Here is a 15,413-nt window from a genome sequence, read left to right on the forward strand (position 1 = left end):
GTCCTATCCTTGACACACCTGCGTCAGGAGGCCGCCATGGCATATAAGACAGTGTGCTGAAATGCTTCGCTATGTCATGTACACCGAGCCAGAGCTCTCCGCTGAAGACGCCGAGCTGTTCCTCCGGGCTGTTGTTGATGAGGTCAGCCTGGCGGCCACCCTCGCCAGCGCCGAAGACATAGACCCCCGCGACCCGCCGCCGGACTTCTTTACGCGATACCGAAGCCTAATCACGGTTAGGGAGATCTCGTATCAGAACCCGTGGGACGTCCATCTCGTCCTTGATGGCGTGCAGACGATCGTTGCGATTATCGGACTGGTCATCGCTATCAGGAATGGCCGGCGGGGTACGGACGAGGCAACACCCCAGCAACTGGAGGCTACAAGATCCGCCCTTTACAAGGAGCGGTCAGACAGATCGACACGTGAATTTCTCGCCGACGCCGCTAGGAAGCCTGAGTATGACGGGCAGCTAGGAGACCTGGAAAGAGGCATCCAGGATCTCAGAAGCCGGCTCGAGCTGGACCTGTTAGCCGTCCTTTATCACGTTCATGGTGGTGGCTCTTCTTACGAGTATTGGGATGCTCGTGAATCCGCGGAACAACTTGCAGAAAAGCTGGCGGACAACACCCGGCTTATCGGCTCCTTCGAAAGGCTGCAGGGCACGGAGCGGCACGTCGAAGAGGTGTAGGACGACTATCGCTGCGAAGCTTCCCGCCCCGGTGCCGGCAGCGGCGTGCGGGTAAGTCGTCCGGGTCCACCCTCATCAGCGCCTCGGCGTCGAACGGGGCGACCCCGTACAGCCGGTCGTTGGCGAACAGCACCATGACCTTCTCTGAGTAGACGACGGTGAGCTGGAACCAGGTCATTGCGGCACCACCGACACCTTTGAACGGGCCGGATGTTGAACCGAACCACCGCGGCACCGAGTGGACACAGTTCAGGTCATCCAGGTCGAACCCGTTCAGGGATCCGCCGGCTACTCTGACTCTCGGAGGCCTCGGGCTATTAACCTCCGCTCCTGTTTGGAAGGGATATGTGGCGGGACAGCGGGTTCCGCATCATCCGAACTTGTCGTGACCCGGCGAAATACTCCTACGTGGTCCCAGTTCACATATATGTCCTCGCCTGTGTGGAGGTCTTTCTCAAGTGAGATTTTTCCACCAACGGCTACGTTCACGGCGAAGATGTCCCACTTCAGAATGTCCCTCTTTTCAACGAGAAATGTTCTTCCGCCGTAGTCGAACTCAATCTTCATCCTGGTCTCCTGTGGGTGCTATGGATCAAAGCTCCCCAGCCCACTCAGAATGACCGCCACGGGTTTGGGTGTCAACGGTCCGCCCCTCGTAATGTCGCCGGCTCCCGCCGAGCAGCAGGAGGTGTGGATCGGTAACCGCTACATCTTCTTTCGGTGCGCGCTGTCCCTCGCTGCCGCCATATGGTCGGGCGTCCGGGGCAACCCCGTCTGGGTGACCGTCTGTGTTGGGCTGCCAGGGATCCTCGTGGGCTGGGCGACGATGGATGATCCCTACAGCCTGCTGCGTCACCTGGCCGCCGTCGTATCATTCCCGCTGGCCCTGGCCGGCGTTACCGAGGTCATCAGCGTTCGCGGCCGCCGGCAGCGCGAATGAGCAGTGCCCGGCAGGGCCGCACATAGGATGGCCGGGTGAGTGACGAACCGCGCCCGCGCCGCTTCCTGACCATTCCGCAGGCAGCGGAAGAGCTGAACGTGAACCAGAACCAGATCCGGGCCCTCATCAAGTCCGGCGACCTTCGAGCTTTACAGGTTGGCGGCCGGGGCGTGTGGCGCATCGGCATTCAGGACGTCGAGGACTACATTGCTGAGGCGTACCGGCGCACAGCAGAGCGCATCGCCGCCGGAGAGCTCAAGGACGAGGGCGAGACTGGTGAGGAATAGAGGCCGAAGTCTCTGCCGTGTGGCATGGTCCGTCCCGCAAGACCGCTGTGAAGATGGCGGCTGTAGGCGGGTGTAAACCGTTCGGTCAACCGAACGAAGGACCCCAAAGGGTCTGCCAGAAAAACGCTTACCCGAACCAGGGCCTGGCCTTGCGCGCCCTGGAGGCCATCCACGCCAAAGGGATGCCCGGCAAAAAGCCGTTGCGGGCATACCCCTGCGAGGACCGCAACAGCTGGCATCTGACCTCCAAAAAGCCATCGGTTAGGTGCCGAAATGGGAGCGACGATTTGACTGCAGAATGTCGACTTCTGGCACTCCTGAAAAGCAGGTATGAGGGGGGCTTAACCTCGCCCACGATTCTTTCCCGGCTCGCCGTTAGAAGCCGAACTGCAAAAGACCAACGCGACGTCCGCAATCACGGCGACCGCGCATCTAACTGCACGTTTTCGGAATCGACTACTCATGCAGCTCCGCGACATAAGCCAGCTCCGCTTCAGGCACCCTCCTGAAGGCAGCCGGACGGTAAACAATAGACCTCCGAATACGATGGAGGCATGACAATTGAAGACGACGGTGCCTTCTCTGAGGACGAATCAGCTGCCTCACCAGTCTCGGATCAGGTACCGGTGTCTGAGGACCGAAGTGCGGTAGCCTCTAGCGAACCAGCAGAACCCTTGGTTGGGAATGACATTCGTGTACGCGACGAAGTGGATCGGCAGTTTCGTCTAGTGCCGGAGATCGGTATGGCATTTCGGTGGTATGACCTGCCCTATCGGCTGCTAAATCTCATGTTCGTACGCCGGCGCTACTGGGCGAAAATGCCCAACGCTGCACGGCGGGCAATCAATCGGGCGCAAAACTGGCTGCGAATTTTCAACCATTACGACCGGGAAAAGATTTCCGACCTTGATGACCCGTTATACAACGTGGTCGTTCCCGAAGGTGAAAAGGTGTCTTTACCGTACTTCTGGCTGGTCGAATACTATTCACCCAGCCACGCTGAGGACCTGGCACGACGGATCGGATCGCGCAAGTGGAGTCGGGCAGAGTTCATGCGACCGGGATCAGCCGGCGATACTGTTCGACAGGGACGCCAGCGTGCCGGTTCGCTCGGTATAAACAACTTTGCGACGCTAGTTAGTCATGACCGCCAAGGCTTCTTTCCAGGCGCGGTGCGGACGCGTCTGCCCGACCCATTCAAGACGATTTCTCTTAGCCTGCTGCCACTTGGATCTGCTCTAACCGCAGTTGTGGCTCGTTTCGACTTGACCGATGCCGCCGCCGCATCACTCGACGACGCTCTGCGGGCGGACTACCAGCCGCGGCTTCGCATGGACAGGGGGCGTCTGCACGTCCGTCAACGTATGTTTGTGGCGCTCGAAGCTGTGCAAATGAAACGCGAGGAACTGCATCAAGCGGGGAGAGATTGGCTCGCGCGCGAGCTTCCGGGTCTCTTCGCCATCGAAGCAAGGGCCTCGCATCCAGCACTCGACCTTCTATTCACTCAGAAATTCGATCCGTTTACGACAATAGAACATGACCGCAATAACACGAATTTTGAACGTGCTCTGGGCCTGGATGAGAACCCTTTCTCGCTATTCCACGCGCCGCAGTGGGAAAGCCTAAGGATTATGGACTACGAATTCGAAACTACCAATCGCGATTCGCGTGATGCAGGCTTGGCATTGGTTGCCAATTATAATGATGCGCTCGGGCGGAAGAATGAATTCAAATACAAGGGTGATAAGCGTAGCGAGCAAGGGATCATGATCGATGTTCAATACGGTGCCCCTGGATTGATCACTCGCTACGGATTATTTGAGCTGCTGCGAATCAAACAGAAGGCCGTAGCTCGTGCCCGTGACCAGGCAAGCTCTCTGCACTCCAGTCGACCGGTCGTAAGCGCTAAGAAGCTGCGAGAATCTGTCCTCCGGTCAAGCCTCGACATGGCTACCGTCGCCCGTGACATTGAGGCGCTGGCAGCCAGTGCCCACCGCTATGAGTGGGAGGTTCCCGAGCTGGCGACCCGCAGACGTGTAGCTGATAGCTGGGGAGAGTCGAAGAATGGCCTCTTGAAGGATTGGGCTAAGCGGCAGGCAGACGATGCACGCAGGCTGGCTGACCTCGACCGTGAGCTTTTGAGCATCCTCGGCCTCTCCAGTAGTTTGAACGCTTCCATCGAGGGCATCCGATCGCAGCGTTGGTCCTTGTTGGTGGCACTTCTTTCGCTGGCCTCATCAGGTGTGGCAGTGTGGTTGGCATACCTAGCTCTCGTCGCTACGAGCGCCGCATCGGGCGGGGGATAACAAGCGACTGGAATCTTGCTGCACCGACTGGCCGAAATTAACGCCACGGCGCCTCCGGAAGGATCTCCGTGCCCGGGAGGACCATCGAGCTATGACGACTCCAACGGTTCAGGCGGCGATCCATGAACTGATGGATCTCGCTTGGAATGTTGTCTATGACCTGCTTGAGGAGCGGGGACTGCTCGGGGACGGGCTGTTTGTCGAGGAGCACACCGGGATCCATTCCTGGGTGGAAGACCTCACCCGCTACACCGTGGTCCATTCCCGTGAGGTCGCGGTCCTGTTCGTGGACACCCGGCCTGTGGACGCCATTATGTTCCACCACGACCTGCTGGGCGCCGACGACCGAAGTCCTTCTTCAGCATCTCCGGTTAGCCAGGGACTCCCAACGCTGTCGACTTCTAGTCCGAGGTGCGCTCATTGATGAGCCGGTCAACCTCTTCATTGTCTGGGCACGGCTGGTTGTCGATGGGGCACTGCCCGGATCCCGGTTCGACTCCCATGCCTCGGCAGACTTCGACGCACATGGTGCAAATCATGCTGTAGTCAGGCAGGATGACGTCGTCTTCTGTTGCTTCGTAGCCGCACAGCGTCTTTCGCCAGTCCAGATCCGGGCAGCACACGAAGTGCGCGAGTTCATCCGGGTTGTCGCCCGTCTAAATTTGACCTCCCACGCAGGCAAGCGGACCAGCTCCATCGAGCCGCCGTCCTCGATCGGCGAGACCTGTGTCCCTGTGTCCGTATCGACGTCTGTTCCCCAATAGTCATGCCATGCAGAATACTGGGTCGAACGCCTGCCAGAGTCCGCTTCAGAGAAATCGATGCACCTCAGCTTCAGCTGACATACTCTTCAAGCTTGCGCGCCAGATCCTGCTTCTTTGATTCCGGCTCTCCTTCGCTGCGGGGGCTGATGAAGTTGTCCACCTTGTCCCATCGGCGCAGCTGGTCGACGCTGAACCGCCAGGCCTCGACTGGCAGGTCTCGGGCCAGTTCCGCATCCTCGGGCGGCCAGCCAGCGAACCCCTGTCCAGCCTCGGGATGGCTGCGCGAGGCATCCCAGCCGCTCTCCCGGATCGCGTAGCCGTGTGCGGCTGTGGCCGCGTGACCATCCTGGGCTGCGATCGCGACGGTGCTGTCGATGGTCGCGTCAATCAAGACCCAGTCCTTGACGGTCAAAGTGATCTTCACATTGAATGCCTCTCGCCCGGACGCTTTTTTGCTCCCCGCCCCGGCTTCCTGCCCTGACGCCAGCCGGGGATGACCTCGTTGAGCCGGGCCTCCTTGGCCGCGGTCAGCTTCCCGGCCCGGTAGTCCATGCGCTGACCGTGGAGCCAGACGCCCAGGGTGCGTTCGTACTGGTCCTCAGTCTTCTTGTGCCGGGGCCACTGGTTGCCTGCAGCCAGGTAGGCGGCGACCTCAGCCGAGCGCTGGTTCCACCGGGCTGCGTCGGCATCGCGTTTGGCCGGATAGTCACGCCAGTTCGGGATCGCGTCGAGGGCAGCATAGGCGGGGGAGAGGGTGCGTGCGGCAGCCTCTGCACGGCGCCGGACCAGCCAGCCGGCCAAGACGGTTTCCCGGGCGGATCGGCTGGCGACGGGCAGCCTGCCCTCGGCCTTGTAGAACGCCAGGACCTCCTCCATGTTGCGCTGGCCCTGCGCGGTCACCCACGGCGCAGCCGGCGGCAGGGCCGCCTGGTGGTCCGCCCGAAGGCCCGGGTCCTGCTTGGCGGCAATCGCCAGATGGTAGCGGACCGTGGTCTCGGCGACGCCGGCGCCAGCAGCGATCTTCGAGGTCGGGATGCCCTTGCGGTACATCAGGACCCACTCCGGATTCGGTGCCGGCCGTTTGATCTGCTTCATCAGACCTGCGGATTCCTGGGCGGGGCTGCCCGCTTCAGCTCGGCGATCCGCAGCCGCAGGAAGACGATGACCAGGACAAGGGCGTAGACCGCCAACCCGGCCAGCACGATCATGAAGATCGCATACAGGATGCCAATGATGCCAAACGCTGGTGTCAGAGTCATTACTACCCCCAATAGTCGGTGCCCTCAGCCTAGGCGACTCACCATCGGCCGGGCACAAAAAAGGTGCGCCCCCGTTCGCTGAGCGCACCCTGCTCAATTCCTCCGTTCGCGGCCGTTTGATCGTTGTCGACGCCAAAACTGCGAACCTAGATGATGGCCCCGTTATTGAGCAGTGTGCGCCGAAATCTGCGGGGGACACGCTGCGCCCAAAAGGCGATCACCAGCCCTGCACTGGCGGCCGCGCCGGCATACATCCAGGGGGAGCTGTACGCCCCTTTGGGGACGGGAATCGCACAGACCACCACGACCGCGGCCAAGGCGAGGAGGGTTTCGGTGGCGGACTGCCGGTGCCTTACCCGGTACTCGGGGTCGGTCAGCCGGACGAGGGCGATGATCGGCAGGAAGAACACGGTGAAGCTGAAGAGTGGGTAGATGATGTTCAGCGTGTAGATCGTCATGCCCAGCAGCAACAGTCCAAGGAACTTCAGCACCTGCACTGCCGGGAGCGGGTTCTCCGGAGTCCACCGGCTCAGCAGCAGACCCCAGGCCGGGAGCCCGAGCAGCCAGCCACCGCACCACCAGCCGAAGTCTGTCAGAGCCAGCGCCACGAGCAGGGCGCCGGGAAGCAGGAACGCAACGGCCTGCCGCAGCGACGGCACTCTCCCGGTTGGGCCGAAGATGCAGGTCCCGATCAACAGGTAGGTGGCCACGTACCAGGGCATCAGCTGGATCACGGGATCGGCCAGGTTGAACACCATCAGCGTCAGCGCGGGGACCATGACGCAGACCGCGGCGAACGTCCACGGGCGGCGGGATGGGTTCAAGTTCATCGAGGGTAATTCCTCCCGCCCTCTTAAGGCCTGTCCCCAAACGGCACGAGCTCGTCAAAAGTAAGCTCAATCAATTCATTGTGCGGGATATGTTCACGCCCGATCGTCTGCATAACCGATTCCCTGACGCTCCAGGTCGCAAGCTCCGGATCCGTGGTTATCTGCAGGAGGGACTCACCGACCAATTCAGGGGACAAGGATGAGATTAGTTCTATATCCTCCAGTGAGGCAGTCAAGACGGGTAGGTTCGGAGTTCCAAAGCGCTCACGCATCTCTACATGGTTAGCCCCAAACATAGGCTCCGCGGTCACGACGAGACCTATCAGTGGCCGGTCTGCGGGGATATGTGCGAAGGCCGGATTTCCCTTGGTGATTTGAGCGGCATTCTGCGCCAGCTGACGGTAGGCGCGCCCAACATACCTATCAAGGAGATCATCGGCCGCGGCGGTGCCGGCTTTAGCTTCCAGGCTCATTCTGGCGGACTTGCACTCGATCAAGACAGTTGCCGCCGGTGTAATAAGGAACCAGTCGGACGAGAGCATCTTTCCCGCCCGGGGCTTATGCCAGGAAAATTCGGGAAACACGATGTGCTGACCAGTGTGCTTCAATTGCATGCCGGTGTACGCCTCGACTCGAGCACCAAAGGCAGGTCCGAACTTCTCACCCCATCTTTTGATCCCCCTGTAGTAGAGGTTTTCGGTCGAGAAGGCCCTACTAATGAATTTGGGTTGAGGGGCGTACCGCACGCCTGGCGTCTCAAAAGCCACAAACGGGCGTTCAACAAGTGGGCTAAATGCATACCGCTGGAGTTCGGGTGGCAGTTGTGTCGTCTCTCTTGCCCGGGCCTTAGCTTCAGGAACAGACGTTGTAAGGAGATCTAGTGCACGCTGCAGATGCTCGGCAGGCAGAACGCTATCCATTGCCGCGTAGGTTTCTGAGCCAATGAAGCTGGGGTCAAACCTCCCGCCCTGTTCCGCAGTAAGGGCACACAGGATAAATGACGCCGTCAACGCCGTTCTCAGAGGTAGACCGAGGTATTCCGCCCAGTCCTGTTCCGACGGCTCCTGATGCCGCTGGTCGACACGGGTCTGGGTGTAGAGCAAATACGACCGCGCCATCTCTTGCGATTCGGTCCGCTGGTAGAGAGCCTGCTCGTACACATAGCCGGAGATCATCGCGAAGATACCCGGGGTTTCCTTGTATGGTTCATGCGCGTTGGTAAACAACTCGCGCATGTGGATTATGGCTCGCTCGTCTACCTGCTTGTGACGGCGTTCGTCACTGTGGAGTAAACAGTCTCGTGCCATCGCCGCATATGCCCACGGCGGGACGACTTTGGCCCACTTCTGCATGTCCATTTCATAGGTCTGAGGAGCAGACAGCGCGGCAACGAAAGGGATTAGTTCCGAAGGCGCGTGGCGCCGGGTCGCCTGACGAAACTCCGAGTAGCGATTTGTACGAATTCTTTCCCCGCGTCTATCCCCCATTAGTCAAAAGTACTACGGGCTCCCCAAGTGCATGACAAGCGACGGGCGCTCGGACTGTCTCACGAACTATAGGTAATAACACCAGGATCCCTAAACCTTCTGTCTCCTGCTTTCGAGGTCAAAATTGTCTCAGCAACCCGGTTCAAGTTGTTGTCTCAAGTTCCTTCGAGGTAACCCGGACTGCCAACACGGGATTAGGGTCGGTCAGCTACCCCGGCAGGTGGTGCTCCCGATGCCAGGCGAAGTAGTCCCGCGACCGCTCGTCATGAGCGAGGCAGGTGCGTCGGAAGAGGGTCCCGAGGTAGTCCCGAACCTGTCCGTGTCCCGATTTGCCAGCCCCGATGGTTCCGTCAGCACCGACGATGAGGTAGCCGCGCTCAAAGAGCGCATCGCAACCAAACAGGCAAGCCAGCATCGACACGTTGCGAGTGTCCATGCGCTCCCTCTCGGAGCACTTCGAGCGGGGTTTGATATGGGCGGCGACCAAGAACTCGTCCGGATAGGAGTGCCCGCAGAGAGAGCACGAGCTGCCCCGGAGCTGCAGTTGCTGGTTCCGCAGATAGCGCTGCTCGGTCCGAACGGCGGCGAGGGTCAACTTGTCGCTTGGGCCGCCGAGGTATGGCTCGGAAGGCCACCCCCCTGTCCAGCTCTCTATCTCCGCCATCGCCGATTTCCAGCTCTGCCTGGTACAGCAGTTTCAGGGCGGCGTCGCGGTCAATAGGGTATAGGTACCCGTTGTTGGAGCCGCCTATCGCTGTGACCGGGCCTTCGCCTGGTGGCAGGATCGTATAGGCGTCCTCCCGCGGTATCCAAACTTCGCAGAGGGGATCGGTGAGTACCAGGATGCCGTTCGTGTCGGCTGGCTCCCTGTATCCGCGAACAGGCGGATAAGAAGGCGTCGGTAGGGTGGCCACGAGGCTGATGCCCTGAACTGCCGGGCTTTTGAAGTTCAGCACGACGTCTCCCGGCCGGACATCATGCAGCGTCTCCCAAGAGGCGACGCGCTGCCCGCTCGCCCCTCGCAAGGGTGCCCACAACGTGCCGTCGGGGTAGACATGCCGGAAGTTCTGGGTCTGGAATGCCCACCAGAAATTGGTGGCAGGACTGACGGGAACAGTCATGGGCTTGTCGTACGTGGAACTGGTCATGCCTTATTCCTACCGGAAAACGATAGGGCTCCGGTGGATTCTGCAAGGTGGCTCCGTAGGCCGAGGTCCGTGTTGGTTGGGTGAAACCGCCGGGCTTGATTTCGACCACATTCATCACGCTTTTAGCTGGTGCCGAGGGCAGTCCACTAATCGTAGATGTGGCAGGCTAAGGTACGAATCACAGCACCAGGATGCCTGAAGTGGGAGTGGATAAATGGTACGAGCAACTGACCACTTCGATGCGGGCGATACCCCAGGCAGTGATAGCACACCTGCGACGAGCGCCTGTGGCTATATTCCCTACAACCCGGAGGGAACCGTGGGCGTAGCAGTAGGTGACGGTGCATTCAACGAGGAATCATCGTCGGTAGAAATCCGAAAGTTCGTTTTGGATTATCTTTCTCGCGCTGGTCTCAACGTTGCCCCCATGCCACTCAAAGGTTTGGGAGGCGCAGGAGAAATCATTTTGGCGATCGCCACGGGAGTAGCCACCGATGTGCTTATTCATGTCTGGAAGCAAGCGCGTGAATTTTTTCGATCCTGGGGCGAAGCCAAGACTCGCCGGGCGCTGAATGCCCACCGGGTAAGATGCACTGTTCAGTTAGGAGACAAGCGAGGCAGTGAGCGTGACGCGGTCCAACTACTCCTACTGCTGCCAGAACTGAGGGACCATTTGGCGGAGGCTTACCCCAACCGCGACTACTGGTTTGTCATCTTTTCTGCAACCCCCAAAATCGACTTTGTTCAAGTCGAACTGACTGAGTACGACCACCTTCGCCGAACAGTCAGCCAAATGGTCGCGGCTATCCGCAGAATCCCGAGTTCGGGGTACATGAGGCTTCTGCTTCAAGACGGTCCATTCGGTTCCAGACGGGTGACTTATCACGTAGCCTAGGCCATCCGTCGGTGCACGGTGGCGGCCGCCAGTTCAGGACACTGCTTCGGTCTCGTGCCGTCTGGTCCCCTGCGCGGTGCCGGCGAGGACCTAATGCCGAGGCGGAGCTCCTGCCTTTCGACGCTCGGCCTCCGTCGTTATGGATCGGTAAATCGTGGCCTCGCTGACGCCGACAGCCCTTGCCACCTCTTTAACCGTCATCTGTCTGGAATCGTAGAGTTCCTGAGCCCTTTGCATGGCCTTGGGGGATAGTGCCTTAGGTCGACCGCCCTTCCGCCCGCGCGCCCGCCCGGCTAGGGCACTGCGGGTCCGCTCCGATACCTGGCTCAGCTCGAACTGCGCCAGCGCACTAAGCAGATGCAGTGTGAGCGTGCCTTGCGGCGTTGATGTGTCGATCGCCTGCTCAAGAACTCGCAGCGTCACGCCCTTTTCCTGCAGGGACTCGGCCACTTCAAGCAGGTGCTTGATGCTCCGCCCCATTCGGTCCAGGCGGGTGATGATCAAGGTATCGCCAGGTCGCAGCGCCTTTCTGCAGGCGTCCCACTCGGGCCGCGATGCGGCCGATCCGGTCATGACGTCCGCATAGATGACCTCGCAGCCGGCGGCACGTAGATGGGCTTCCTGCGCCTGGAGCGACTGACTCACCGTGCTGACTCTCGCGTAGCCTATGGTCACCATTCGTCTCCACCCCTCTTAGTTCGGCCACCTGGTCCTGTTCGAGATGAGTCTCGCAAAACACAACCCCAAGTGAGGGATAGATTCTGCGACTGTTCTGAGAGTACTTAGGGGGTCTGACAGGGGGAGTGGAACGGGCTCGCGGAAAGGATCGTGATTCTGAGAGTTTTGGCGCCCGGATCTTGGGGCTAGAAGCGCTGGGCATCTCTCGATCGTGGGTCGCTCGTCCCAGCTAACGGCCGCACTCGCACTTCTCCACATCCCCACTCCAGGCCATCCTTCACCTGCAGTAATAGGCCAAGGAACACTAGGCCCTTTCAGCAAGAGAAGGGACGGGCCCGCTTGACCCTCGTTGAGTCGATTGTCATGGGGGAGGTCATCGCGACACCGCATCTCCGGGCATCGTCCGACTGACGTCGGTCGCATCAAAGTGCTGGATAAGAGGCGGAAACACGGAATACGGATACTGATTCACCTCCGGCGGCCAGTCGTCCGGCAGAACGTTATCCGGTACTCTCGTGACCGTTCACTCTAAAGTCAAGCGACCAGCTGCAAGAGTCCTTCGTCGATAGGAGATCGCAAATGCAGAAAAGTCAGAGTGCTGATTCCCCGGAACTGCTTTACGCTGATTTCGTTGCGCTCTGGCAAGAAGCCCCCATGCCACCTCCAAAAGCTATGACTAATTGGAGTCGGCAGGAGCAGGCTGAAGCATTTGCCGTTGCCTTGGCTTGGGGTTGGTTGGTTCGGGTGAGTAGGACAGGGGAAGCCGCCCTAAAGCTTGAAGCGGCAGGTTATGCGGAGGAAGCCGCACCTCTCATCCGATCGATGATGGAGCACGGAATAAGGCTTCGGTGGGCACAAGCTGCGGGTGCCGAATTTGTTGAAGTTGCCCTACGCATGCGCGCTAAAAGCCTTGAGAAGATTATTGAAGCCCAAAGGAGCGGTTGGCAGCATGGCCCCGAGCTTATAGAGAAAATGGAAGCAGCCATCCAGGAGCAGGACGAAGATTTAGTCACCTTCGACAATCTGCAAGCGCTAAAGCATGTAGTGGATACGGACTTGGAAAAGTACGGGCACATGTACCAGCAGTGGCTCTTGGAAACGCAGGTGTCACATCCAACTCTCCTGAGTGCCGCACCTTACTTTTCGTTCGACCCAGATACGGGTTTCGACTTATATCAGGAACCCATCACTCAAGACCGTGTGTCCGTGGCGGCATGTGGGGCCATCCTTGCTGCTATAGACAGCTACAGGGCTATCTCGGGATTGAATGAGTATTTTGTGAGTGGCTTGCGACCCTTGGTGATCCGGTTTGGCGCAATCTACTTGGGACATCACCACCACAGTGCCTGAACCTGAACAAGGCGTGCGCCCGTCGCCATCTTGAAGACCAAGTTGGTTTGAGTCCCGGGGGTGCTAAGTTCCGACGATGCTGACTGAGGAGTGGAGCGTTCATGTGATCTGAATCACCTTCTGGCTGAAGTGTTGCTCCGCATAGTCAGCTTGCTGTCTGGTTACCATCATCGGATGGCTACACGCACCGTGATTGAACTGATTGACGACCTCGACGGATCCGAGGCGACTGAGACTGTCCGCTTTGAACTGGACGGCATCGAGTATGAAATTGACCTGGCAGGGCAGAACGCGGATGCACTCCGGAGCGAACTTACCCGTTTTATCGCGGTTGCTCGCAAAGAGAGTGCAGGAAAGACCGCCAGCGTCCGCCGGCTGGCACCGGTAACTGACGCCAAGGCTGTCCGAGCCTGGGCGTCAGCGAACGGTCTTGAAGTGAACCCCCGCGGCCGCATCAAGGAGGGCGTGGTCCAGCGGTATGTAGCTTCGCTTAGCTAGGCGCGTATTGGGCGACGCGCTCTAGGTTGGGAGGCAGCAAGCTCTTCACCCGGCGTCAGGGAGGTAACGGGTGGGTTTGCCGTAAAAATGCGCTACCGAGTATGGCGATGCATTAGAAATTTACAGTGCCGGGACGAAAGCCCTATTCGCCTGAAAGGCCGCATCCGCTACGAAAACGATACCGTGGCCGCTGATTCGGAGATGAGTACTGTCATCTCGTTGTCACTGTGGGTTGTTAGGAGGCAGATTGCGGATGACCACAGCAACCATCGATCAGGTTCAGGACCCGGGCGGCGCTGTCCCAACTGGTAGTGACGGCATGGGTGCTAACGTGCGCGCCAGTCAAGATGTCCCGAAATCAGGCTGACGAGTGACGACCCGCTAACCCTCGGTTCCTATACGACACAGACGACGAACGCTGTAAAGCTTCAATATGGGAGACCAGGACTGGGCTTGTCGCTTGGATCTGGCGAGAAAAGAACGCTTTCGGGTGTGGGTATAGGGGTGTTACTTGCTTGAGGCCGCCCGTGGTGAAGTTGCAATGCGCTATTCACCAGGGCTAAGTGTGTGAACGCCTGGGGGGTGTTGCCGAGTTGGCGTCGCGTCTTGACATCCCATTCTTCACTTAAGAGCCCGACGTCATTCCGGACCTCTAATAGCCGTTCGAATAGATCGGACGCGTCCTTGCGGCGGTCAGCACCAAGTAGTGCGTCTACAAGCCAGAATGAGCAAGCCAGGAAGACACCCTCACCGCCGGTCACCCCGTCGTTGACCTCGAGCGGATTGTAGCGACGGACAAAGCCCTCCGCGGACAGAGTTTTCTGAATTGCATCAATAGTGCCTAAGACGCGAGCATCCTTCGGCGGAAGAAAGCCGACGCGCGGAATTAGGAGCAGGCTAGCGTCCAACTCCTTTCCCTCATATGACTGGACGAATGTGTTCATTTCGGTGTTAAAACCCCGCGAAACTACTTCTGCATGGATTTCATCGCGTAGAGCAAGCCACCTATCCACAGGACCTGGTAACCCGCTGTAGAGCACACCCTTAATCATCCGATCGGACGCCACCCACGCCATAACTTTGGAATGAGTGAAATGTCTTCGCGGCCCACGCATCTCCCACAGACCATTGTCCGGCTTACGCCAGGCCCCTTCCAGGTACTCCATCAAAGCTTTTTGGAGGTTCCATGAGTCGTCGGGAAAGTCAAGTAACGCATGGCGCGTGAGAGATAGCCCATCCAGTACTTCACCCCAGACGTCAAGCTGCAGCTGTTTGGCAGCTGCGTTGCCAACTCGCACAGGTCGAGAACCTTCATAACCTGCCAGCCAGGGCAACTTCATCTCGGGCAGACGCCGACCACCGTTAATCGCGTACATGATCTGCAATTTTGACGGCTCGCCCGCTACTGCTCGAAGTAGCCATTCCCTCCATGACGCAGCCTCGTCCGTATAGCCGGCGGCAATCAGTGATTGTAAAGTCAGGGTGGCATCGCGCAGCCAACAGTATCTATAGTCCCAGTTCCGCTTTCCTTGAATTTCCTCTGGGAGAGATGTGGTGGGAGCGGCAACGATCCCGCCAGTAGGAGCGTATGTCAGAGCCTTTAGCGTTATTAGGGAACGTTGAACGGCATCAGAGTGTGGACCCAAACCGTTCACGCGAGAAGACCACTCCAGCCAATAGTTCTCCGTCTCATGTAAGGCCAACATAGGATCTGCACTATGCGGCCGGCGTAGATGGCTTGGTGACCAGGTCAGCACGAACGAGACCCGTTCTCCGGCGTGAACGGAGAATTCACTTATGCTGCGCATATCATGACCCTGGATTGGGACTGACGTTGACAAATAAACGGAATCGGGTCCGGCGATAGCTCGAAGTCCATGTGGTGCTCGGTTCACCCACGGCACCACATGTCCGTAGTCAAATCGGAGAATCAACTCGCTGTACATCGAAACCTCGCCGGCTATACCCTCAACGAGTCTTACGATGTCTGCCTTGATGTCCCTGACCGGCATGAAGTCTGTAACCCTTACCTTGCCGGAGTCGATCTCCCACTCCGACTCCAGGATAAGTGTCCCAGGTCGGTATCTTCTGGTCACTGTAGCTGGCTGGATGGCGGGTGCCAGAAGCCAGCGCCCGGCATTAGGTGAATCCAATATGGCGGCAAAGCATGCTGGTGAATCAAAAGACGGCAGGCATAACCAGTCGACTGAGCCATCCCGAGAAATTAGTGCAGCAGTATGTAAATCGCCTATTAGGGCGTAGTCCTCGAGGCGAGTCATG

The 15,413-nt window shown here is 58.9% G+C and carries 17 protein-coding genes; 8 read left to right on the forward strand and 9 right to left on the reverse strand.

Annotated elements, in window-relative coordinates:
- Positions 1-76 precede the first annotated feature (76 nt).
- Positions 77-691 (forward strand): hypothetical protein, encoded by a 615-nt coding sequence (locus AC6CHP_RS03180; protein ID WP_498228155.1) that lies wholly within the window; start codon positions 77-79, stop codon positions 689-691.
- A gap of 288 nt (positions 692-979) precedes the next feature.
- On the opposite strand, the gene AC6CHP_RS03185 is transcribed toward AC6CHP_RS03180, so the two are convergent.
- Positions 980-1,258 (reverse strand): hypothetical protein, encoded by a 279-nt coding sequence (locus AC6CHP_RS03185; RefSeq protein WP_498228156.1) that lies wholly within the window; start codon positions 1,256-1,258, stop codon positions 980-982.
- Positions 1,259-1,307: 49 nt separating this feature from the next.
- Here AC6CHP_RS03185 and AC6CHP_RS03190 point away from each other — a divergent pair, with 49 nt between their 5' ends.
- From AC6CHP_RS03190 to AC6CHP_RS03205, 4 genes are all read left to right on the forward strand, one after another.
- Positions 1,308-1,631 (forward strand): hypothetical protein, encoded by a 324-nt coding sequence (locus tag AC6CHP_RS03190; protein ID WP_498228157.1) that lies wholly within the window; start codon positions 1,308-1,310, stop codon positions 1,629-1,631.
- Positions 1,632-1,666: 35 nt separating this feature from the next.
- The gene (locus AC6CHP_RS03195; protein WP_498228158.1) at positions 1,667-1,918 is read left to right on the forward strand and encodes a helix-turn-helix domain-containing protein; all 252 of its coding nucleotides are present in this window, start codon (positions 1,667-1,669) and stop codon (positions 1,916-1,918) included.
- Positions 1,919-2,472: 554 nt separating this feature from the next.
- A complete protein-coding gene (locus tag AC6CHP_RS03200) occupies positions 2,473-4,224 on the forward strand; it encodes a hypothetical protein (protein WP_498228159.1) in 1,752 nt (583 codons plus the stop codon).
- Positions 4,225-4,315: 91 nt separating this feature from the next.
- A complete protein-coding gene (locus AC6CHP_RS03205; protein WP_498228160.1) occupies positions 4,316-4,648 on the forward strand; it encodes a hypothetical protein in 333 nt (110 codons plus the stop codon).
- A gap of 410 nt (positions 4,649-5,058) precedes the next feature.
- On the opposite strand, the gene AC6CHP_RS03210 is transcribed toward AC6CHP_RS03205, so the two are convergent.
- The 6 genes from AC6CHP_RS03210 to AC6CHP_RS03235 form a co-directional block, all read right to left on the reverse strand.
- Entirely contained in the window at positions 5,059-5,412 is a 354-nt protein-coding gene (locus AC6CHP_RS03210; protein ID WP_498228161.1) for a hypothetical protein, read from the reverse strand.
- Positions 5,409-6,083 carry a helicase associated domain-containing protein gene (locus tag AC6CHP_RS03215; protein ID WP_498228162.1) on the reverse strand — a complete coding sequence of 225 codons (675 nt, stop codon included), beginning with the start codon at positions 6,081-6,083 and terminating at the stop codon, positions 5,409-5,411. The genes AC6CHP_RS03210 and AC6CHP_RS03215 overlap by 4 nt, the downstream gene beginning before the upstream one ends.
- The gene (locus AC6CHP_RS03220; RefSeq protein WP_498228163.1) at positions 6,083-6,247 is read right to left on the reverse strand and encodes a hypothetical protein; all 165 of its coding nucleotides are present in this window, start codon (positions 6,245-6,247) and stop codon (positions 6,083-6,085) included. Before AC6CHP_RS03220 ends, AC6CHP_RS03215 begins: the two co-directional genes overlap by 1 nt.
- A gap of 146 nt (positions 6,248-6,393) precedes the next feature.
- Positions 6,394-7,077: a hypothetical protein gene (locus AC6CHP_RS03225; protein ID WP_498228164.1), complete on the reverse strand. Its 684-nt coding sequence runs from the start codon at positions 7,075-7,077 to the stop codon at positions 6,394-6,396.
- A 23-nt stretch (positions 7,078-7,100) separates the two neighbouring features.
- The gene (locus tag AC6CHP_RS03230; RefSeq protein WP_498228165.1) at positions 7,101-8,435 is read right to left on the reverse strand and encodes a hypothetical protein; all 1,335 of its coding nucleotides are present in this window, start codon (positions 8,433-8,435) and stop codon (positions 7,101-7,103) included.
- 337 nt (positions 8,436-8,772) lie between these two features.
- Positions 8,773-9,228, reverse strand: a complete 456-nt coding sequence (locus tag AC6CHP_RS03235; RefSeq protein ID WP_498228166.1) for an HNH endonuclease — start codon at positions 9,226-9,228, stop codon at positions 8,773-8,775.
- 698 nt (positions 9,229-9,926) lie between these two features.
- Here AC6CHP_RS03235 and AC6CHP_RS03240 point away from each other — a divergent pair.
- Positions 9,927-10,607, forward strand: coding sequence for a hypothetical protein (locus tag AC6CHP_RS03240; RefSeq protein ID WP_498228167.1), 681 nt, complete (start codon positions 9,927-9,929; stop codon positions 10,605-10,607).
- A 90-nt stretch (positions 10,608-10,697) separates the two neighbouring features.
- Here the strand turns inward: AC6CHP_RS03240 and AC6CHP_RS03245 are convergent, their stop codons facing one another.
- A complete protein-coding gene (locus AC6CHP_RS03245) occupies positions 10,698-11,285 on the reverse strand; it encodes a recombinase family protein (RefSeq protein WP_498228168.1) in 588 nt (195 codons plus the stop codon).
- 579 nt (positions 11,286-11,864) lie between these two features.
- Between AC6CHP_RS03245 and AC6CHP_RS03250 the strand changes: the two genes are divergently transcribed.
- Complete coding sequence (locus AC6CHP_RS03250) at positions 11,865-12,635, forward strand: hypothetical protein (protein ID WP_498228169.1); 771 nt, start codon at positions 11,865-11,867, stop codon at positions 12,633-12,635.
- Between the two features lie 174 nt (positions 12,636-12,809).
- Entirely contained in the window at positions 12,810-13,133 is a 324-nt protein-coding gene (locus AC6CHP_RS03255) for a histone-like nucleoid-structuring protein Lsr2 (RefSeq protein ID WP_498228170.1), read from the forward strand.
- A 428-nt stretch (positions 13,134-13,561) separates the two neighbouring features.
- Here AC6CHP_RS03255 and AC6CHP_RS03260 read toward each other — a convergent pair whose 3' ends face one another.
- Positions 13,562-15,412 (reverse strand): glycoside hydrolase family 15 protein, encoded by a 1,851-nt coding sequence (locus AC6CHP_RS03260; RefSeq protein WP_498228171.1) that lies wholly within the window; start codon positions 15,410-15,412, stop codon positions 13,562-13,564.
- Position 15,413 lies beyond the last annotated feature (1 nt).

The sequence above is a fragment of the Pseudarthrobacter sp. GQ63 genome, assembly GCF_059758765.1.